This window comes from Glaciecola sp. XM2 (assembly GCF_018595715.1).
Taxonomy (GTDB): Bacteria; Pseudomonadota; Gammaproteobacteria; order Enterobacterales; family Alteromonadaceae; genus Glaciecola.
In genome coordinates this window covers 156,444-177,066 of record NZ_JAHEOJ010000028.1, presented here as the reverse complement: position 1 = coordinate 177,066, position 20,623 = coordinate 156,444, and the positions used below count along the sequence as shown (strand labels likewise).

General features: G+C 43.8%; 21 protein-coding genes and 1 tRNA gene. 14 read left to right on the top strand and 8 right to left on the bottom strand.

Annotated elements, in window-relative coordinates; genetic code table 11:
- Positions 1-2 precede the first annotated feature (2 nt).
- Positions 3-800 (bottom strand): TlpA family protein disulfide reductase, encoded by a 798-nt coding sequence (locus KJ365_RS16235; RefSeq protein ID WP_214452724.1) that lies wholly within the window; start codon positions 798-800, stop codon positions 3-5.
- A 165-nt stretch (positions 801-965) separates the two neighbouring features.
- Positions 966-3,050 (bottom strand): TonB-dependent receptor plug domain-containing protein, encoded by a 2,085-nt coding sequence (locus KJ365_RS16230; protein ID WP_214452723.1) that lies wholly within the window; start codon positions 3,048-3,050, stop codon positions 966-968.
- A 597-nt stretch (positions 3,051-3,647) separates the two neighbouring features.
- On the opposite strand from KJ365_RS16230, the gene KJ365_RS16225 reads away from it, so the two are divergent.
- From KJ365_RS16225 to KJ365_RS16210, 4 genes are all read left to right on the top strand, one after another.
- Positions 3,648-4,394 carry a choice-of-anchor E domain-containing protein gene (locus KJ365_RS16225; protein WP_214452722.1) on the top strand — a complete coding sequence of 249 codons (747 nt, stop codon included), beginning with the start codon at positions 3,648-3,650 and terminating at the stop codon, positions 4,392-4,394.
- 296 nt (positions 4,395-4,690) lie between these two features.
- Positions 4,691-5,215 carry a tyrosine-type recombinase/integrase gene (locus KJ365_RS16220; RefSeq protein ID WP_214452721.1) on the top strand — a complete coding sequence of 175 codons (525 nt, stop codon included), beginning with the start codon at positions 4,691-4,693 and terminating at the stop codon, positions 5,213-5,215.
- Positions 5,216-5,253: 38 nt separating this feature from the next.
- Complete coding sequence (locus KJ365_RS17075) at positions 5,254-5,406, top strand: tyrosine-type recombinase/integrase (protein WP_352109442.1); 153 nt, start codon at positions 5,254-5,256, stop codon at positions 5,404-5,406.
- 241 nt (positions 5,407-5,647) lie between these two features.
- Positions 5,648-6,286: a hypothetical protein gene (locus KJ365_RS16210; protein WP_214452720.1), complete on the top strand. Its 639-nt coding sequence runs from the start codon at positions 5,648-5,650 to the stop codon at positions 6,284-6,286.
- 367 nt (positions 6,287-6,653) lie between these two features.
- Here KJ365_RS16210 and KJ365_RS16205 read toward each other — a convergent pair.
- Positions 6,654-6,730 (bottom strand) — tRNA-Ile (locus tag KJ365_RS16205).
- Between the two features lie 191 nt (positions 6,731-6,921).
- Between KJ365_RS16205 and KJ365_RS16200 the strand changes: the two genes are divergently transcribed.
- From KJ365_RS16200 to KJ365_RS16165, 8 genes are all read left to right on the top strand, one after another.
- Positions 6,922-7,251: a hypothetical protein gene (locus KJ365_RS16200; RefSeq protein WP_214452719.1), complete on the top strand. Its 330-nt coding sequence runs from the start codon at positions 6,922-6,924 to the stop codon at positions 7,249-7,251.
- On the top strand, positions 7,190-7,618 hold the full coding sequence (locus tag KJ365_RS16195) for a CidA/LrgA family protein (RefSeq protein WP_214452718.1): 429 nt from the start codon (positions 7,190-7,192) through the stop codon (positions 7,616-7,618). Before KJ365_RS16200 ends, KJ365_RS16195 begins: the two co-directional genes overlap by 62 nt.
- Positions 7,611-8,309 carry an LrgB family protein gene (locus tag KJ365_RS16190; protein ID WP_214452717.1) on the top strand — a complete coding sequence of 233 codons (699 nt, stop codon included), beginning with the start codon at positions 7,611-7,613 and terminating at the stop codon, positions 8,307-8,309. The genes KJ365_RS16195 and KJ365_RS16190 overlap by 8 nt, the downstream gene beginning before the upstream one ends.
- Positions 8,310-8,448: 139 nt before the next feature.
- The gene (locus tag KJ365_RS16185) at positions 8,449-9,441 is read left to right on the top strand and encodes a response regulator (protein ID WP_214452716.1); all 993 of its coding nucleotides are present in this window, start codon (positions 8,449-8,451) and stop codon (positions 9,439-9,441) included.
- 2 nt (positions 9,442-9,443) lie between these two features.
- Positions 9,444-9,944, top strand: coding sequence for a PAS domain-containing protein (locus tag KJ365_RS16180; RefSeq protein WP_214452715.1), 501 nt, complete (start codon positions 9,444-9,446; stop codon positions 9,942-9,944).
- 105 nt (positions 9,945-10,049) lie between these two features.
- On the top strand, positions 10,050-11,765 hold the full coding sequence (locus KJ365_RS16175; RefSeq protein ID WP_214452714.1) for an Lcl C-terminal domain-containing protein: 1,716 nt from the start codon (positions 10,050-10,052) through the stop codon (positions 11,763-11,765).
- On the top strand, positions 11,762-12,307 hold the full coding sequence (locus KJ365_RS16170) for an Lcl C-terminal domain-containing protein (RefSeq protein ID WP_352109440.1): 546 nt from the start codon (positions 11,762-11,764) through the stop codon (positions 12,305-12,307). The genes KJ365_RS16175 and KJ365_RS16170 overlap by 4 nt, the downstream gene beginning before the upstream one ends.
- A gap of 76 nt (positions 12,308-12,383) precedes the next feature.
- Positions 12,384-13,205, top strand: coding sequence for a DUF6671 family protein (locus KJ365_RS16165; RefSeq protein ID WP_214452713.1), 822 nt, complete (start codon positions 12,384-12,386; stop codon positions 13,203-13,205).
- 11 nt (positions 13,206-13,216) lie between these two features.
- Here the strand turns inward: KJ365_RS16165 and hemW are convergent, their stop codons facing one another.
- From hemW to srmB, 3 genes are read right to left on the bottom strand one after another with little or no spacing between them, the layout of a single operon-like run.
- Positions 13,217-14,374 carry a radical SAM family heme chaperone HemW gene (gene hemW, locus KJ365_RS16160; RefSeq protein WP_214452712.1) on the bottom strand — a complete coding sequence of 386 codons (1,158 nt, stop codon included), beginning with the start codon at positions 14,372-14,374 and terminating at the stop codon, positions 13,217-13,219.
- A gap of 28 nt (positions 14,375-14,402) precedes the next feature.
- On the bottom strand, positions 14,403-15,011 hold the full coding sequence (gene rdgB / locus KJ365_RS16155; RefSeq protein WP_214452711.1) for an RdgB/HAM1 family non-canonical purine NTP pyrophosphatase: 609 nt from the start codon (positions 15,009-15,011) through the stop codon (positions 14,403-14,405).
- Positions 15,011-16,231: an ATP-dependent RNA helicase SrmB gene (gene srmB, locus KJ365_RS16150; protein ID WP_214452710.1), complete on the bottom strand. Its 1,221-nt coding sequence runs from the start codon at positions 16,229-16,231 to the stop codon at positions 15,011-15,013. Before srmB ends, rdgB begins: the two co-directional genes overlap by 1 nt.
- A gap of 265 nt (positions 16,232-16,496) precedes the next feature.
- On the opposite strand from srmB, the gene KJ365_RS16145 reads away from it, so the two are divergent.
- The gene (locus tag KJ365_RS16145) at positions 16,497-17,408 is read left to right on the top strand and encodes an ExeA family protein (protein WP_214452709.1); all 912 of its coding nucleotides are present in this window, start codon (positions 16,497-16,499) and stop codon (positions 17,406-17,408) included.
- Positions 17,401-18,681 carry a general secretion pathway protein GspB gene (locus KJ365_RS16140; RefSeq protein ID WP_214452708.1) on the top strand — a complete coding sequence of 427 codons (1,281 nt, stop codon included), beginning with the start codon at positions 17,401-17,403 and terminating at the stop codon, positions 18,679-18,681. Before KJ365_RS16145 ends, KJ365_RS16140 begins: the two co-directional genes overlap by 8 nt.
- Positions 18,682-18,697: 16 nt before the next feature.
- Here the strand turns inward: KJ365_RS16140 and KJ365_RS16135 are convergent, their stop codons facing one another.
- On the bottom strand, positions 18,698-19,915 hold the full coding sequence (locus KJ365_RS16135; RefSeq protein WP_214452707.1) for a cyclic di-GMP phosphodiesterase: 1,218 nt from the start codon (positions 19,913-19,915) through the stop codon (positions 18,698-18,700).
- Positions 19,916-20,022: 107 nt separating this feature from the next.
- Positions 20,023-20,622, bottom strand: a complete 600-nt coding sequence (gene leuD / locus KJ365_RS16130) for a 3-isopropylmalate dehydratase small subunit (RefSeq protein WP_214452706.1) — start codon at positions 20,620-20,622, stop codon at positions 20,023-20,025.
- Position 20,623: the final 1 nt, after the last annotated feature.

Genomic DNA, 20,623 nt, shown 5'->3' with positions numbered 1-20,623 from the left:
ATTTAAAATAATTGCGCGATTCGTTGTTGTAATACGTCGTCTGTAATTGGACCACTATGGCGATACACTAACTGCCCGTCCACGTCGAAAAACAAAGTGACGGGTAGGGTGAATATTCCCTTGTTTTCAGCAATTTCACCTTTGCTATCAATGAGCAAATTCTTAAAGCGTAAACCCTCACGCTCCACAAATCGCTGCACAATCTCCCCAGACTCACTTTGATTGAGAGACACAAAAGTGACCTCGTCATGGTTATCTTCGACCGTATCTATCACCGGAAGGTCTTGCATGCACGGACCGCAACCACTGGCCCACAAATAAACAACGGTGGGCTGTTGTGGACTAAGCTCGGTGATTTTAACGCTTTGACCGTCTATGGTAAAAAAATCGCTATCTGGCAAGATTGCGTGAGAGCGCGCGGCGATAATAACAATGCTAAAAGCGGCATAAATGCCCGCCATAGTACTTAACCCCGAAATCAATGCTTTACGCTGCTTAATGCGCACAATTTGAACCGCTAACATGATAGCAAAGGCAATCAATGCAGCCGTGTAGTTGATACCACCATCGAATACATCAAACATATTGCCAATACCTTCAAACTGTCCTGAGAACTGCCATATGAAAGTGACTCTCCCTGCAACTAATGCAACGAGCAGCGATACTAATAGCCTGGCTGTCGCACGGGTCTCATGTTTTCTTGCGGCAATAAAGGTCACGATGACGCCAATAAAGATACTGATAAGCAATAATACTGGCGAGATTGGGAGCGTGAATAATCCAAAATGAATAAAAGTCATCGTTTACCTATTGATTAAGCTATTTGTTTACATTGTCGCTGGGTCGTTTTAAAAAGATTTCATTGTTTGACCCACAGTATTTTTACTTTAATTTGCTGACAAAGCTCAGTTTAATGGTGATTTAATACAAATAGTGACCTTGTCTTTGTAGCTTTTGAGTATTTGTTAAAACGTAGACTGCAAAGTGAGTATATACGTCGGTCTCACATCTCGTTGCCTGTATTCAATACGGTCAATAATTCCTTGAGAAATGTCGCCATTAAAAAACGTGCGATCATAACTTTCTCGGTCTCCAAAAGGTCGCAATACTTCAAGCCTAAGACGCATAGCCGAGCTAATGCTGTACTCAACATAAGCCACATCGGCGTCTACGATGTTAGTGCGGATCTCTGATCGAGTTCTGTTTTGGTCAAAGCGATACGTGCGCCTGTTCAAGTCAAAACCATACACAATGCCTAAGTCTTTTAAATCGTGTCTAAAATCGAGCAAAAATGTTTCTTTGGGTATACCGTTTAAACGTCTTTCAATGTTTAAAAAGGGGTCGATCATTTCGGTATCGCGAAGTTGATAGGTAAAGGTCAATTGCACTCCCGAAATACCAATGAAATCTAGTGTTCCACTTGCTTCGAAATTGAGACCTAAACGCTTTGCATCGCCTATATTCCCTGTGCCAGAGCTGCCATCTGCATTGCGCGTATCGGTAATAAAATCTGAAATTTCATCTTTAAAAATTTCAATTTCGATGGTGCCAGCGTCGTCCGCGAGACGGTGCTCGTAGGCAATAAGATATTGCCACACTTTTTCTGGGGCAAGGTCGGGGTTGCCAAAGTTAATGGTATCGTCGTCGGTGTTTCTTGTGGCAATAAAGTTACGCAGGTTGAGCTGCGAAACGGAGCGGTCTGCCACTAAGCGCAGTTGATTTTTTGCATCGACATCATAACGAAGCTCTAGCCGGGGTTTCCAAAAGTTAAACGTACGCTCATTTTCAATGCCAATTGCGTCTTGCGAAATGGTTGAGCTCTCTCTGATAAGCGCCGTTTGAAAATGCATTGATTCAGTAAGGTTAAGCGAATGCGTAGCAAATAGCTCGTAGCGGTCTTCTTTTATAAGAGATGATTCAAACGGCCCTAAATTAAATGATTGCAGGGCATTAAGTTCATTAAACGCAGCTTCAACACCTAACTCTAGTGTTTGGTCATTGAATATCTGATTGGTTAAATTAGAGCGAATAATTTGCTCCGTCTCATCTGAATTTTCGCGAAAGCCAAAAAGGCGGGTTGCTTGGCTATTGTTGATTCGTGACTGCGTAATTTGGTCTGTATTGGTTTGTTTGGTGCTCACAATAATCGTTTTTAAGGTGCCCATAGCGCCTAAGTCGGTCTCATAGTCCCCGCCAATTTCCCAAATATCATCTTCTCGGCTGATATCTAGCAGCTCTTCTGCAAAGGGTATTTCGCTGCTAAGCGCAAACTGGTCTTCGATGTTTAGCTCGTTGCTGTTGACCTCACTATACAGCCCGTTAAATCGAAGAACATCGCCATCATCAAACGTGTATTGCATATTTGTGGTAATGCTATTGGTTGTGCGTAAAAACTCACGATGAATTGTTCTAATCTGCTGAATATTCCTGGCGGCATCCATCAAATCTTCGGTGAAATCAGTCACTCGCAAAAAGAGGTCGTGATTGAGGCCAACATCGAATTCAAATTGTTCGCCTCGAGCTGAAGCATTAAGAAGTCCTTGGGGTCTTGCGTGTTGCTGGTTATTGAAAATAAGCCCCAACTCTGAAAAGTAAATGACATCATCACTAGCATCAGATTTTAAAATAACATTGATTAAAACGCCTTGGCTACGAACGTCTAATCCCTCTGCGTTACCTCTGATAAGGTCTATGCGCTGAACTTGCTCGGCTTGAATACGGCTAAGTCGCGTCGACATATCATTTGCCTTACCCGACATGCGCTTACCGTCAATCAGTATTTGCGCGCCGGTTGCGCCTAGTCCGCGAGACTGCTGGCCATCGTCTAAGCTATTAAAAATAGCTGTCCCGCCGGGCACTACTCGAATCATATCGACAAGGGTAACCACCTGAAACTGGGCAAAATAGTCTTGAGAGTAACTGATGGTGGTATCTGATGTTGTATCTTGCTCGGCACGCACTGGTATGATGGTTAAGAGCAATATCCAAAGAGTTAAGAAGCAACACGTTAATATGCGAAATTTATTGAATGGCGAACGGCGATGATTCATGTCGATAAGTTTACTTCCGAATAAAATCAGAAGCGCGAGTGTAAACGACTACTCGAATTTAGACAATTTTGTGTAAGTATGGATAGTAAGAAAATGGTGGTCATGCTCTGACTAGAATAGGGGGGCTAATTATAAAAACGTCTACGAGTTTTTTGTGAATGATAATTGTCATTTCGAGTGGCTCCTGTAACTGGGACAGTTGGCTATCTTCATTTAGATCCTACTACAGCACTTGTTATAAAATTTCTGCTTTCATTTTGCGAGCATTAGACTCTCAATTCACTCAACTCATTTAATAGGGAGTCGAGCAATTTGTGCAATTGTCATATAGCATAGTCAGTTGTATTAATCTGGTTTCATACAGGTGGTTTATTTACATGTTTATTGATATAAAGCGTCAGCTTTATTTACATGTTTTTAAAATCTGTAAACACCTGCCCCATAACTCCATGTATTGTAAACACTTAAACTCTGGCTTAATTAATGCTTAACACACCTCAAGCGCATGTTTATTGTATTGATGATTAGGTATGTCAAGTGACAGTGCTAAGCGGCGATAACACTAGCCACAGTATATTTATACCACCAGGAAAAAAAATGAAAATACAAAATAAAAATGCAACCTTAGCAATCATGCTACTTGGTAGCCTGCTGTTTATTGATGACGCTTCTGCATCGTTAATTACGTCTAGTCAAAATTTCTCTACAGGTACAAATTCCGTTTCTGTCGGTTACCAGACGACGCCACGCTTTAACGATCGAGAGATATACGCGCAAAATACATTCGCTGGCTTCGATTCATCGATAGGTATATTGGAATCGGTAAAAATATCATATGACACCACTGCGTCAGTCGAGGGTTGGTTAGATATCTACGATCCTTCAACTGGATTTTTTGCAGAAGACAACGTAAGTGGCGATGGTTATGCTGCCGCTAGGCACTCAATTGACTTGTTATCACCGAACTTAGGTAGTTCGCCAGCGAATTTTGCTTCAGAGTACCTAAGGTGTAGCGATGGTGATGGGAATTGCACTGATTTTGGCAGCAACACAAGATATCTTGATGGTATCCTTCTAAACATCACCAACGGATCTCTGCTACAAGGTTTCATTGATACCTCTATTGTACTCAGAAGTACAAACTATGCCTCCGCACGTATTAGCCGTTGTGATGATGATGAAGATTTATGTAGGGTGCGGTCAACTTCAGAATTTTCGGGGCGGTATACACTCGAATTTACATATAGTGATTTTCCGGTCGCAGCATCCTCTCCTGCGGCTTTTGGTTTGTTTATAATAGGATTAGTAACGCTCGTTATGCGTCGTAAATATACTAAAAATTAACCAGCCATTATTACTAGGTGCTAACTTGGTTAGTAGCCTAGCTCTCTTTAAAAATAGTATATATATTTGTGTTAATGCCAAATATGGCTAAACTCAAACGAATATTATCCACGCAGTTAGCATATCAATGGCGCAACCTTTTAATAAACCCAATCCACCCAAGCCAAGTCTAGCGTCAGAAAATAAGGCTCGACCTCTACGGTTTTGGTAGGTGCTTGTACAGTCAACATTAAACTTTAAACATAAATGTTTAAGCCGCGACGACTAATAGCTATGTTAACCCATTAAAAGGCGCTATGAGTAGAGCTGTGGAATGGGGATTGATAAAAAGTCACTATTTGAACAAAGTTAAATCTCTAAGAGTGGATAACGCTGTAGCAAGATACTTGGACCAAAAAGAAGAAAAGAGCCTGTTAGAGGCTCTCAGGGCGCGCGATAAGCGCATAAAAGTAGAAAGGGACATCGCTAATCTATTTTGGCAGCAAAGAAAATACCCACTTTTGCCTAAATTAAGAGATTTTTACTACGCAGATCACTTGGAGCCAATCGTGATTCTCGCAATGAATAATGGTTTAAGAAAAGGCGAGCATCTCTCGCTTCGATGGGAAAATGTGGATTTGGTTAACGACCACATAACTATAAGAGGGGCAGACGCAAAGTCTGGCAAGTCTCGACATATCCCACTCAATCAAAATGCAAAACGAGCTCTTTCTCAATGGCGATTTGATGTTGAAAAAGTATTTAAAACCTTTTCAGTATGCGTGTTTGAAGGTGACGCTGGTAAGCATTTAGCTGATATCAAAAAAGCTGGGGAAATCTGATTGAAAGTGCTGGGATTAAGAGCTTTCGATTTCATGATTTGAGGCATCACTTGGCTAGTAAGTTAGCGATGGCAGGCGTTGATCTAAACATAGTACGAGAGCTGATGGGGCATGGGAATTTAGATATGACAAGGCGGTATGCGCATTTAGCGCCTGAGCATAAAGCGGCTGCTGTTAATCTCCTTAGGTAGATTGCTATAGTTTACCGTTACTTCGAGATTCAGAGTTGGTGATTTGTGAAGTAGATTCTAGTGAAAAGAGACCAAATATACAGGCTTTACTTACATTTTATTGATATAAAGCGTCAGCTTTATTTACATGTTTTTTTCAATCCTTGCTTTTCATTTTTTAACGCACTGTTTCTAAACGCTATTATTATTAGGTGTGATTTATGCATCGGCTATTGTGACTATAAATACAAAAGAGAGTAATATGAAAAACAATCTAGTAAGCAAATGTTCTAAAGCATTGTTATTTACATCGGTAATCATGTTTACGCATATTGCATCGGCTACCATTATCTATGATGAAAGTAGTGATGGTGATTTAGACGCAATTGGCTCAACCAACGTTGATTTGGTTAGTGGGATAAATCAAATTTCAGGAAGTATCAACCAAACTCCTCCAGCTGAAACTGATAGAATTAGATTTACTCAAGTTGATGGATTGACAGTCGAGAGCATTACTTTATCGTTCGCCGGAACGTTTGACGATGCAAATATTGGTCAGAGAATGACAGCAGCGTTGTTTAATAACGCTGCAAATCTGTTTGACGACAATTTCAATCAAATCACCAGTGGCGCCAATATTGTAGCTTCGTTTTTTGATAGTTTTGGTCCTGAAACCGGCGCACTTAGTAAAACAACTTCTGGAGCGATTTGGGATTTTCAGTTATCGGCAGGAGTTGTTTCTCCAGCGCAACCTTGGACGTTGACTATTGTGACAAGCGGAAGCACTGTTGTAAATCCACCACCTCCGCCACCGCCTACTGACGTTCCAGCGCCAAACGCCCTTCTACTTTTAGCTGCGGCATGCATTGCTTGCAGAGTTCGCAGAAAAGCTACAAAGTAGATAGCAATATGAACGAGTTCTAATCTAAGGCTCTCTAAAATCAGTTTTTGAAGCCAGTGACAAAGTCACTGGCTTTTTTTGTTGGAGTGACATTAGCAGGAATGGACAAGTTAGCTGCCTCAGATTGAAGAGTCGAATACCAATTTACACTATTGTTGCGCTTCCAAGGCGCAAAAGCTCTATTCCTCAAGATTTATAATTCTTTGCGTAGATGCAATGACGCCCCATATTGAACAGCTGACAACCATTCATTAATTGTGCAGAGGAGCGGGAATGTGCACAACAATTTTTTCAGAAAAAATGAATCAAGACCCAAATCCATAAAATCGGCCGGTCTGAAATAACTCGATGAAAGGTATAAGAAAAATGGTGGCCCGACCCTGACTTGAACAGGGGACCTGCCGATTATGAGTCGGATGCTCTAACCAACTGAGCTATCGGGCCACTAAGTGAAGCGGTGCGCAGTATAATGATTTTTTGCATTTATGTCACCTTGGCGCCATATTTTTTTTAAAAAATAATCCTAACTCTTTGCAAATACTAAAGTTTGCGGAACTCCTGCCGTCATAATATGCAAGATATCTATTTTTTTGCTATGTTTTATCCATGGCATTGCGCATTATTGGAGAGTGCGAATGAGAGAAGACCCATATTTGTTGAGTGGACGAAACACCATTATCCACAAGCAACGTAAGGTAGACTTACTAATTGTAAATAGTCGCCAAGACCCTGTATTAATGGTAGTACATAATGGCATCGAGCTATACAATGGGGTTGTGCCTGAAAACAAATTAGAAGCCAAACGTATGGATGTAGCAAAAGTTGATATTGGCTCTCCAGAGGTGTTTGGTGATTATCGCAGATTGCTATTTGTACAAACCCTGAATAACAAAGAGTATAAAGTTGACTATTCCAAGCAAGGAACCGATTACTTCATTACCGTTCACCAAGAGAGTACGTTCTAAACTCATTATTACGGCTCAGTTTCTCCTGGGCCTTGTCATTCTCGTTAGCATCTTTTTATTATCAGACTTTATAATCAAATACTTTGAGCTGTCTTTCCCGCCCGCGCTGTTAGGCATAGGTATGTTATTGCTCGTTTTATTAGTATTAAGACGGGTCCCTAAAGTGGTAGCCGCTAGCACTGCCCCCTTACTTAGGCACATGGTGGTATTCTTTATACCGGCAATGGTGGGGATTATTGGTTATTTCTCACTTATTCTTGCGTTTCCAGTCGCTCTATTTTGCGCCATTATAGGCACAACGGTTTTGAGTTTATTCATCACGTCATGGTTAAGCAATAAGTTACTCGGTGGGCAATCCCATGACTGATAGCGTAAGTGATATTTTGCTCGCTTTGATCTGGATAGGCGTCTCGGTGGGGGCGTATATCTTAAGTCTGAAACTTTATCAAAAATGTCATTATCACCCGCTCTTACATCCTCTTGTGGGCAGCACCATTGGCATAATCGCTTTATTGTTCTTAGTTGATTTGGATTATCAAGTTTATCAGCAACATGTATCGTTTATAGCATTTATGCTTGGGCCAGTAACGGTTGCCCTTGCGGTTCCGCTTTATAACCAATTGCACGTTTTGCTGCGCATGGGCTGGCGCGTAATTGTGCCCATTTTGGTAGGGGGTACTATCGCTCCGTTGCTGGCTTGGTTATCTATTTATGCGTTTGAAACCCCCTTGAATTTGCAAATGACCATGTTAGTAAAATCCATTACCACTCCTCTTGCGATGGGAACCGCTGAATCGATTGGCGGGAGCGCCTCCTTGGCCGCTGTTTTTGTCATCGTAACCGGTATTATCGGTGCAATTTTTGCTCCGTGGGTATTTAAATTAACGTCTAATCAATCACATATGGCTCAAGGGGTTGCCTTAGGCACGGTTGCTCATGCTGTGGGAACCTCTCGCGCAGTGACTACCTCAGAAGTATGCGCTGCGTTTGCCACATTAGCTGTTTGCCTTAATGGCATTGTGACTGCTATCGTCCTTCCTTTACTTTTTTCATCTTAAACGCTTTTACGTTTACTGAGCTAGCCCCTTTCGGCACACCAATATTCCTGCGTTTTACAGTAAAGAAACATCTGTAAATGCCGATACGCTTTTATGAGAACCCTTCTTTCTGCAATTCGATAACGACATAAAGGTTTGTATGCTATCAATATTAATTTGCGATGACTCAATGGTTGCGCGTAAGCAAGTGGCTAAATGCTTGCCGCAAGATTTTGAACGCAATATTCACTTTGCCAAACATGGCGAAGAGGCGCTAGATGCAATCTGTGACAATAAGGGCGACTTATTGCTGCTAGATTTGAACATGCCGGTAATGGATGGATACGAAACCTTAAAACACATACAAGATCAGCAGCTTAATACCACGACTATCGTTATTTCTGGCGACATTCAGCCAGAGGCTCGTGAGCGCGTGCTAAAACTTGGCGCAGTAGATTTTATTCAAAAACCAGTGAATGCTGACGAGCTGCGCGCGTTGCTTGAAAAGCACAACATGCTGCAAAAAGTACAAGAAAGCCAAGGACCAGAACCAGAAATTGAAGAAGGGATCAGAGATTGTTATCAAGAGGTGGCAAATGTTGCCATGGGGCAAGCAGGTGCGCATCTTGCTCAAACAATGAATGTTTTCGTAAAACTGCCTATTCCAAACGTTAACCTAATTGAAGTATCGGAACTGCACATGATGCTATCTGATATAGACACTCACGAAACAACCTCTGGTGTGTGCCAAGGATTTTTAGGTGATGGGATTAGCGGGGAGGCACTTTGTGTATTGAGCGACTCAAGCTTTACTGACATGGCTGAGATCATGCAAATAAAGGGCACAATAGACGACCAAATGCAGCTTGAGCTGTTAATGGATGTTGCCAGCATCCTAATTGGAACATGCCTTCGCGGCATTGCAGGTCAGTTAGACATGCAATTTCGACAAGGTCATCCGGTGGTGCTTGGCCAACATCAAAGCGTGCAAGAATTGATCAGCGCGAACAAGAGTATGTGGCGTAAAACTCTGGCAATTGAACTGAGCTATGGTTTAGAAAACTTCAATGTGCAATGCGACCTAGTGTTGCTATTCACAGAAGACTCCATGGAAATGATGAACGCTAAGCTAGCGCATCTGTTAGAGGATTGATTATGACGAATTCAACGCGAAATGAAGCCTTAGATGAATTGCTAGAAATGCACTGGATGATGGATATGATCCAAACAGTGGACGTTGGTATTGTAGTGTTTAATCGACAGTTTGAAATCAAGGTATGGAATGGCTTTATGGAAGCGCATTCTGGCTTTTTACCCTCAGACGTGCGCGATAAATCATTGTTCTCTCTATATCCAGACATCTCCAGACCGTGGTTTGAACAAAAGGTAAAAAGTGTTTTTGACTTGCGTACACGTGCATTTATCGTATGGGAACAGCGTCCTTATCTATTCAAATTTAGAAACTATCGTCCGATCACAAGCACCGCGCCCTATATGTACCAAAACATCGTCTTTTCGCCTTTAGTTTCAGCAACAGGTCAGGTAGAGCATATTTGCATGATGGTTTACGACATGACAGATGCCGCATCGGCCAAAAAACAGCTGCTTTCACTGCAAGTTAAAGAAGCCGAGCAAAACGAGCAGCGCGCCAAATAAATTCTCATAATATTCAACTTGGTCTGTGTTTTGCTTTAACAGATTGTGTTCCTTAACCTATTTCTGCAACGGTGTATTCGTTGTGGCATATAAAATCGAATTATGATGTTGATTAGAATCTCGTTTACTTTGCTCATGATAACCTGCCTAAGTGCATGTGGTGGAGGCGATAGCGCTAGTGAGCCTCGCTTACCCACGGAGCCTGTTTTAGTTACCGCAGGGGCGAGTATCACGGTAAATGAACTGGAACAAGCCTCTCTTACAGGCGCTGCCAGTGGTGGTTCGGGGGTATATACGTTCTCTTGGAGCGCGCCTGACGGTATTGCGATTGAGCAAGGCTCTTCAAGCTCGCCAGACGCCACTCTCACTGCGCCTGTTACGACAGAATCCGTCAGTTTTGAAGTTACCCTAATTGCCACCGACGAAGACGGCAAGCAAGGACGAGACACATTCATTCTCACCGTCCTACCTATTAATGCACTGCCTGTTGCGTCGATTGCAGTAAGCCAAGTCGACGATTATCCCGCGTTAAGTTTTCCGGTAAATACTCAAGTAGTGCTAGATGGTAGCGCGAGCTTTGATTCCGACCCACAAACAGCTGATGCCGATATTGCCGCTTATATGTGGCAACAAGTCGCCGGGCAAGATGTTTTATCTGGCGTTGACACCACCTTATCCGTACTCACATTTACCACACCGGTTACCCTCGAAACATCTGATATTGAGTTAATGTTAACCGTCACGGATCAAGAAGGTGGAGAGTCTATTGCGCGCGCATCTATTACATTGTTAGGCGAGCAGGGCACACAGCCAGATGCCATAGCAGGCATGCCTATGACCGTGTTTTCAGGGGAGCAAATCGCGCTTATGGGAAGTGCTCAGAGCCTTGCACCGAATGCATCGCCGTATACTGCTCAATGGCGTCATTCCTATACAGATACGCTGATGATAAATAATGTCGCGGTATTTGAGACCTTTGCTCAAGCACCATTAGTCATGACTCCCACTGTTATTACCTTTGAGCTTGGTATCATTGACCGGTTCGACAATCAAGACGTTGATACCGTTGACGTGCTAGTACTCCCTCAAGCTTTGACCACAGTTAACGACACGGGTGTCACACTTAGCGCTACGTCAGAGAATGTGAGCGCTGAATATCAAACAAGCTATCCTGGCCAAGATGCACAGTATGGGCTGGATCGCATCAACGCGTCGGGGGTCATTGATAAAACGGGTCGTGGTGATGTTGGATTTGATTTTACCCGTTTGAACAGTAACGGCGATCCTGTTGATGATGAAAGCCTCTCTTTTAGCTGTATAAGAGACAACATAACCGGCCTAGTATGGGAAGTGAAAACGCAAGACGACGTCAATGCGTTGCATTATACCGAGCAGTTTTTCACTTGGTTTCAAGAAGAAGAGAACGGAAATTTTGCCGGCTCACGCAATGAAGCGAGTCAAAGTTGCAATCTTGACAGTGAGCAATGCAATACCACTGAGTTCGTCGATACGGTAAATCAAGTTGGGTTATGCGGTTTCTTTGATTGGCGTATTCCCACCCACTATGAGATGCAGTCGATTTTGCACTACGGCAAGTTGCAAGGCCCATTAATCGACACCGATAATTTTATAAATCCTGGCACGCCTGTTGACGGTCAATTGTGGTACTGGACACGTCAGTCATCAGCGGATGGGGTGTCTTCTGATGTAGCACGCAACGCGTGGGCCATTGATTTTGCAAGTGGTGTGGACAATTTTTTAAACAAATCCGGTGAGTACAGACTCCGTTTAGTGAGAGCAGGAAGGAGGCAACAACAGTGAAGCAGTTTGAGGTGAAGCGATGGTTTTTAGTGGCATGCTGGGCGCTACTAGCTTTAATGAGTGAGATAAGCTACGCACAAGACGCGCAATGTGTAAACGGGGTACCAGAGACGTCTAACGGCGATTTATTTGAGTCGGATGAATCGGGCGATATTTTACATTTACCTACTGGTTTGGTGTTTATGCGTTGTGCCATTGGCCAAGTATGGGACGGCACAAGCTGTTCTGGCGATGCAAGGGCAATGACATGGCAAGAAGCATTGCAAGTTAGTGTGGCATATGACTTTGAAGGCTCGCAGAATTGGCGCTTACCAAACATCAAAGAATTAGCGGTGATTACCGAGCGAGCGTGTGTTGACCCCTCACTTAACACTGCGTCATTTCCTCAATCACCGGCCGGTGATTTTTGGACATCGACTCCCTCTGTTAGAGATCCACAAAGAGCATGGGTGGTGGGATTTTTTAACGCTACGACCTCGCTAAGAGCAAAAGACAGAAGCCTTTTTGTTAGACTCGTGCGCACAAAGCTTGCAACCGAGTAGCTATTAACTTCATTAAGCCTTTTTAGGCTATTTCGCGTTATACTCTTAACCACATTGCTATGCTTGGAAAGTCTCAATGGGCTCAACGCCTTTTACACTGAACCGTCAGGTTGCACTGCTTACAAAACATGAAAAACAATCGGTTATTCATCCATTGTTAGCGGCCGCTTTTGACACTGCTATTTTACAAACCGATGCTTTTGATACCGATAAACTCGGAACCTTTGACCAACGTGTACCACGCGTATTATCTCCGGTAGAAACCGCTTTAAAAAAAGCCTATTTAGCCTGTGAATTAACGGGGCAAACGCAAGGGCTTGGCAGTGAGGGTTCGTTCAATGGCACTATTGCGGGGGCAACCTTAAACCAAGAGGTGCTTGCGTTTGTCGATACTGAGCGAGATTTACAAGTAATTGGGTTTGCACAGCAATACATCAGTTTGCGTGCTATCGAAGCGCAGGATGAAGTCGCGTTAGGTGAACAAATGCAACCCTTTATCGAGCAGTATGCAGATGCGCAAAAGTGGATGCTAAAGCAAGATGGCAAGTGGTTAAAGGGGCTCAGCTTTAGAGAGTTGCTCGCTAGTATTAAGCATTGGCCATGCATCATTGAACCTGATTTTAGGGCTATGTACTGCATTGAGCGTCAAACAACAATTGAGATGGCCTGTAAGGACTTGATTCGTTGTTTATCCAGTCATTGCCCAAAGTGCTCTGCGGTGAATTTTGTTGCAAAACCGAGCTCAGAAAAAGCCTATCTAGCGTGTGAGTGGTGTGGTAGCGATACAACTAAGCTTAAGCCCGTCATGCCCAGTTGTGATGAGTGTGGATTTGTAGAGCCCGAAGCGCAGACCTCGCAAACTGCGCCTGCTATGTATTGTATGCAGTGCAACCCATAACCTGCAAAGCGCTATACAAACTCTGATAATAAAGTATTTAAGTAGCGTCTTCCTAATTCGGTGACTTGCCAGGTTTGTGGGGTTTCCTCAAGTAAGTTTTGATCAACCGCGCTTGTTAACTGATAACGTTCACTCTCATTAAGAGTCCTTCTACACAACCATTCAAACTCGTCTTTTATGCATGGCTCAATGAGGCGAAACCGATTCATAAAAAACTCAAAGGCCATATCGCTATCGAGCACACGGTGTTGCTTGTACAAATACGGTTTTGCTAGGTCCATGTACCCTTTCGGATGCTTCACTTTTTCGCTACGGGTAATTATGCCGGTGTCTAAGTCGGTAATTTTAGCGTGTGCTCCACACCCAATCCCTAGGTAGTCGCCAAAGCGCCAGTAATTTAAATTATGTTGGCACTGATGCCCGGGCTTTGAGTAGGCAGAAATTTCATACTGCTGGTAGCCACTTTGCGCTAACAACGCTTGTCCTTGCAGCTGAATATCCCATAAAACGTCATCGGTGGGTAATACGGGTGGCTTTGAGTAAAACAATGTATTGGGTTCTATGGTTAGCTGATACCAAGAAATATGCGGCGCCTCTTGGCCAATACTTTGTTTGAGATCGCTTAAGGCATTTTCAATACTTTGTTCAGGTAGACCATGCATAAGATCGGTGTTAAAAGAACGAAGCCCTAATTGTTTGGCATAATCAATGGCTTTACGAGCCTGTTCATCATCATGTATTCGGCCTAATTTGCTTAAATGTGCCTTTTGAAAACTTTGAACCCCGATAGAAATTCGATTGATACCGGCATCTTGGAATCCTGTAAAACGTGCCGCCTCGACTGTGCCGGGGTTCGCTTCCATAGTGACTTCAATATTTTTCGCTAGCGGAACGCGTTGTGCAATACCCTGCATTAAGCGGTGCATGCCTTCAATGCTCAATAGGCTTGGGGTACCGCCACCAATAAAAATGGTTTCAACATCACGAATTTCACCGTTATGGGTGATGCTCGCCACATCGTTTGCCAAATCGTCAAGTACATGGCCGATGTATTCGTTTTCTGGAATTTGCCCTTTCATTTGGTGTGAGTTGAAATCGCAATACGGACATTTTTGTACACACCACGGAATATGTACGTAGAGTGAAAGAGGAATGCGAGGGGTTACCATTTATGTCTGATGCTCACTGCGGCTAGTGTTATAAATGGTCAGAAAAAGACGCCATTAATTGTTTAAGTGCCTTTGCACGATGGCTTTCAGTGTTTTTCACGCTTTTGTCTAGTTCTGCGGCTGTGCAGTTGTGCTCCGGCAAAAAGAAAATAGGATCGTATCCAAAGCCGCCATCACCGCTAGGCGCCGTGGTTATCTTACCATGCCACTCGCCTTGGCAAATAATTGGGGTAGGGTCGTTAGCAAAACGCATAAATACCAATACGCATAAAAAACGCGCGCTGCGGTTGTGTTGTCCCTCTAGTTCGCGCAAAACCTTTTCATAATTCCCTACGTCGTTGCCGTGCTGCCCGCAATATCGCGCGCTGTATATGCCTGGGGCACCTTTAAGTGCATCTATTACCAAGCCGCTGTCATCTGCAATGGCGGGGAGGTTGGTTTCACGAGAGGCGTGGCGCGCTTTAATGATTGCGTTTTCTACAAAGGTCGAACCGGTCTCTGCGACATCACTCACCAAAAATTCAGATTGGGGAGATACACTTATACGATATTGCTCAAATAGTGAAGAAAACTCGGCAACTTTGCCCTTGTTTCCAGTCGCTAACACTATTTGATCGTTGACCAGCTTATGATTCATTAACGGTTGCGCTTTTTAGTGGATGATGCCTTACTCTTACGCTTCGCTTTACTTTTAGGTTTGGTCTTTTTTACTAACTTTGGCGCTTTGTGCTTTGGTTTTAAGCCATCAATGACTCGAGGCTTGAAACTCTCGCTAGTGTATCGCTGTATCTTGCCTACCCAAATATAGTCATGTGCTTCAATGAGAGAGATAGCAATCCCTTTTGCGCCTGCTCGACCCGTTCTGCCAATGCGGTGCACGTAAACATCAGCGCCGCGCGGCATATCATAGTTAATAACATGGCTAACATTTGGTACATCAATGCCTCTGGCGGCAACATCGGTTGCGATTAAAATCTTTACGTCACCCGACTTAAAGCTTGCTAACGCTGCATTGCGTTTGTCTTGTGGCATATCCCCTTGTAAATAGGCGAGTGAGAACTGCTTCATAAGCTTGTCTTTTAGGGCATGCAAGCGCTCACGGGTTTTCACAAAGACGATACAAGATTCAATGCTATGCTGCAGATGGTGCTCTAACAACGCATCTTTATGCGCTAAATCATCACAAAGATGATACCACTGCAGTGTTTTTGCTTTTTCTTTTCGCGAGGCGTTTGCATCGAATGTTTTTGGCTCATTGAGTAAATCTCTTGAGAACTCACGCACACCTCTGCCCTCAAGTGTTGCTGAGAACAACATACTCTGCTTGCGCCATCTTGCTTCGGCGGCAATTTGATAAACAACAGATGAGAAGCCCATATCGAGCATACGATCAGCTTCGTCAAGCACCAAGGATTCTATGTCTCTGCAGTCAAAGGTTTCTTTTTCAATGTGTTCGAATAAACGACCGGGGGTAGCTACCATAATATCGGGACGCTGTTCTAATACGGCGCGATCAGTACCATAATTAATACCGCCGGTGATCACGCCACAACTAAGGTCGGTGTATTTAATAATGGCTTGGGCCTGCTCTGCGACCTGATTGGCGAGCTCTCGTGTAGGCACAAGGATTAAGGCTCTGGCGCTGCCTTCGGTATGTTTTGGGTGGTCTAGCAGATACTGACAAACCGGTAGGAGAAACGCAGCAGTTTTGCCGGTACCGGTAGGTGCACTTGCTAAGATATCATAACCTTCCATAGCGTCGGGGATAACCAGCTGTTGAATACTGGTAGGGTTGGCGTATCCCATTTCGGCAACTGCACGACAAAGCTCGTCATCCAATTCTAACTGTGAAAACATGAAAATATCCTAACTAAAACAAAGTGATAATGGTGCGTGTATGCTGTGATAATGCCGATTTTATTGGAGTACAATCGGCATATCTACCAACGGCGCCGAGTGTACACTACTTTGCTTGGCATTGCCTGTTTTATGCGTGCTTAGATTGAGCGGTGAATGCCTAATAGGGTTGGGCTTTTCCCTTTGTTTTGTCATGCACAATTGTTGACTCGAGCCGCGTTCATGATACCGTAACGGCATCTTCTTTTTTGTATAAGAAATAGCAGTGTACTTAAGCTACTTTGGATTAACTGATAATCCATTTTCAATTGCCCCTAATCCTGACTATTTGTTTATGAGCACACGTCATAAGCAGGCCTTAGCTCATTTGAACTTTGGCTTACAAGAGTCAGGTGGTTTTGTCATGTTGACCGGCGAAGTTGGCACGGGAAAAACGACGGTATCCCGAAAGCTCATGCAGGAGCTATCATCTGATACACAAACAGCGGTCATTCTCAATCCTACGCTGTCGGCCTTAGAATTATTGGCAACGGTGTGTGATGAATTAGCGATTAAGTACGACAAAAACGATGCCTCGTTAAAAACCTTTAGTGACAAAATACTGCATAAACTTGCGAATAATCATGATAACGGCATCAATACCGTCTTAATCATCGATGAAGCGCAGCATCTACTTCCAGAAGTATTAGAGCAGTTAAGACTACTGACCAATCTAGAAACAAACCGTGAAAAATTACTCAAAGTGGTGCTAATTGGTCAACCTGAGTTGCAGCAATTGCTTAGGCGTAACGAGCTGCGTCAATTAGCGCAAAGAGTGACTGCCCGCTATCACTTGCTACCTTTAACTCAAGAGGAAGTAGGGCAGTATGTTGAACATAGGCTAACGGTTGCCAATTTGCATCAAAGCCCATTTTCGCGTGCGGCGATAAAGCTACTTTTTTCTATCTCAGGGGGTATTCCAAGGGTCATCAATTTATTGTGTGATCGCGCACTGAGCTTAGCGTATTCCCTCCAACGCCCCATTATTGACCATCAAGTGATGATTTCGGCGAGCTTTCAAGTGCTCGGTGAAGATATTGTCATGCAACGCCAGCAAAGCCGGTGGAAACTAAGGTATATCGTCGCATTTCTTGGCGCGCTATTTATTGGAGTGGTGTTTGGGGGCGTTTATGCTTAAAGCAGTCGCAATAGCTGACCTAAAGCCTGGCATGATGGTCACTCAGGTGTTAGAACAAAACGGGCCGGTAAAAATTAGGCGCGTGGGAATGGTGAAGTCAGACGCAATGGTTAAGGGGCTCTCAGAAATGGGCGTGATCCTCTTAGAAGTCGACCAAGCACAAAGCGTAAGTATTGACGACGAGCCGACAATGGAACCTTCGCCAAGTCAATCACTAAGCCCAACTCAGCGCATGATGGCATCGGACAAGCAGCTTTCAACAGCGGATCGAAATTTATCTCATCAATTTCATCGGTCTTTGTTTATGCCGGCAATTGACGATATGCCTTCAAAATGGAAGCTTTATGCCCAGCCCTATGCATTGTTATTGGTCATTTCGTTGCTAGGGTTTGCTACTGGTTTTACTCTCATGCAGCTACCTAAGTGGTTTGCTGCTAGCGAGACGGTACAAAGTGTGAAGGTCATGGATGGCGCTGTTAATGCGATGCTAGAAGAGACGCCATCTCCTCCCGTTGTGCCTACGGCGGATAATACCGTGGAAGATGAATCTGCTACTGTAAATAACCAAACGCAAGCGGTACAACCTGAACCAGACGAAGACGAAGACGACCAGCAAACTCAGGTGGCAAGCTCCCAGAGCGTTGCTCAAACCACGAATGAATCAGACAACCCTCAACAGCTACAAAGTATAAACGGCATCATTTTAAATGAAGGAGAAACCATTTTAGGTTACAACGCCCCTTCAAGTGAGCAAGAAAATGCAGACTCTGTGCCGGCGTCACAAGACGTGATCAATAATGATACAACGCCTGATGAGGGGCTATCACAAGCGCTATTGCAACGGGTAAACCAAGTTGCTGCGCAAGTAGACCAGCAAGCGCAGTCGCGCGCCTCAAATGAAACTCGTGATGAGTCATTGTTAAACGACATGCTTGAAGAAGTTAAGCGACAAGGCTTGATCCCCGTTACGCGCCCTGTGGTTGAGCCTATCGATAACAATGAATTTGATGAGGGCGCATCACAAGAGCGTGCTGAGCCCGTAAGAATCGATCAACTGCCTGCGTCGGTTCTCACACAAATGCCCGCGATGAGTTTTAGCGTACATATTTATGCTTCAAATCCGTTAGATAGATGGGTCAGGGTAAACGGTCGACGTTTATCTGAGGGAAACGAAATAGCCAATGGATTATCGATTGTTGAAATAGCACCCGAAAAAATAGTGTTAACCTTTCAAGGGGAAGTATTTACGATGAATGCGCTATCGGATTGGTAGCGCAGCATCAAATCCGTTAGTGATTCAGTAAAACTGTGCGGAAAAACCGCGGTAGATTGATTTCGAACTCTTCAGGTCGCACCGCGCCTAAAATCTTGTCGTTGGATTTGTTTAAATTAATGACTTTTGTTTCCGTATGATGTTTAGCCCTGATGCTGTAAAACGCCATCACGGTTGGTTTCAACGGTTGACTTCGATTCTTTTGCACCACAATCGCGAGCTTCCCGCTTTGCAGATGCACTAATGAGCCCACTGGATACAAGCCAATCGCTTCAATAAAAGAGTGCACAAGTTCAGTATCAAATCCACGGTCGTCGAGCATTTTTTCCAACGCGTCTTGCGCACAGTTCGAGCTACGATGGTTCCTATTGCTGATTAATGCATCGTATGCGTCGACGATGTTAGCCATTTTGACTTGTTCAGACAGTTGGTCTCCTGTCTTTTGCTTAGGATATCCCGAACCATCAATACGTTCATGATGATTCATAATGATTTCTTGAACGATGTCGGGTAAGTCTGCATATCGTTCAACGATTTCGCTGCCAATATCCACATGCGTGCGCATGAGCGTAATATCGGCATTGGTATACTGCCCTTCTTTTTGGTTTAACTCCGCAGGCAACAGTGCCATGCCAATGTCCATCAGTAGACCGGCAAGGGTAATGTCTTCAACCTCTGATGGCGCAAAACCTCGGTGGGTGGCAAACAGGCTCAACAAAATGGAGCAATTCAAAGAATGTTCAACGAGATAGTCGTTGGTTTCTTTGAGCATAATTAAGCAGCTCAGGGCTTCTTGGTTCTCAAATACTGAGTCAATAATGTCTTGAACAGTGCTGTTAAGTTTATCAAAATCGGGTGACTCACCGCTTCTTAGTTGCTTTACAAAACGGGCTTGCTGCTCACGGGCCTGGGTATATAGCCTATCGGCCGACGCCAAATGCTTTAATTGTTGGTCAATACTGAGTGTTTGAAAAGGCTGTTTTTCGACAGCCGCTTCTGTGTTGGCAGTCTCGGCTTGAACTTTAGGTGGCGTCTCTTTCTTTTTATGAGCGAGGTGCGTAGACTTTTCATCGTCTATCTCAATTGACACGACACCACGACGCCTGAGATTTTCAATCGTATTACTCGACTTTATGACCCCCTGACTTTTTACCTGAAGGTTCTCATTACTTTCATGTATGCGAGTTAAGTACATGCCTATTTTGACATCTTCTATTAAAACGATTTGAGTCATGGTCGATGCTGCTTCCTAGGAGTAAAGGACCGCCGAGGACGTTTACTCCTGTAAGTAATTATTTTTGTGTATTGTGCTAATTACGTTATCGACACCAGACGACAAATTTAAAGCCAAATTTGCCGAGTTGCCTCGAAATCTGCAATTTTACGCTCTAGCTCTAAGGTTTGACCGATCGCATCAAGACCTTTGAGTAAGTTTTCTTTATGATGCGCAGCAATCTCAAATGGGAAGACACGCCCGCTAACGGTTACCGTTTGAGCCGGTAAATCAATCATAATCTCTGTGTTACTGTCTTGCTGTAGTATTGCAAAAATTTGGTCCACTTGCTCAGAACTTAGCGCCACAGGGAGTAATTGATTGTTGATGCAATTGCCATAAAAAATATCCGCGTAGCTAACCGCGATAATCGCTTTAAAACCATAATCAGCTAGGGCCCATGGCGCATGCTCACGGCTCGAACCGCAGCCAAAATTTTCGCGAGTCAGAAGAATGTTGGCGCCCTGATATTGCTCATGATTCAAACTGAAATCAGGGTTTAGAACACTTTCGTTGGTATCTAAATACCGCCAATCATGAAACAAATGCTTGCCGTAACCGGTGCGAGTGACGCCGGTTAAAAACTGCTTTGGGATGATTTGGTCGGTGTCTATGTTTGCTTGATCTAGTGGCGCAGCGCGCCCTGTTAAGATATTAATTGCGGCCATG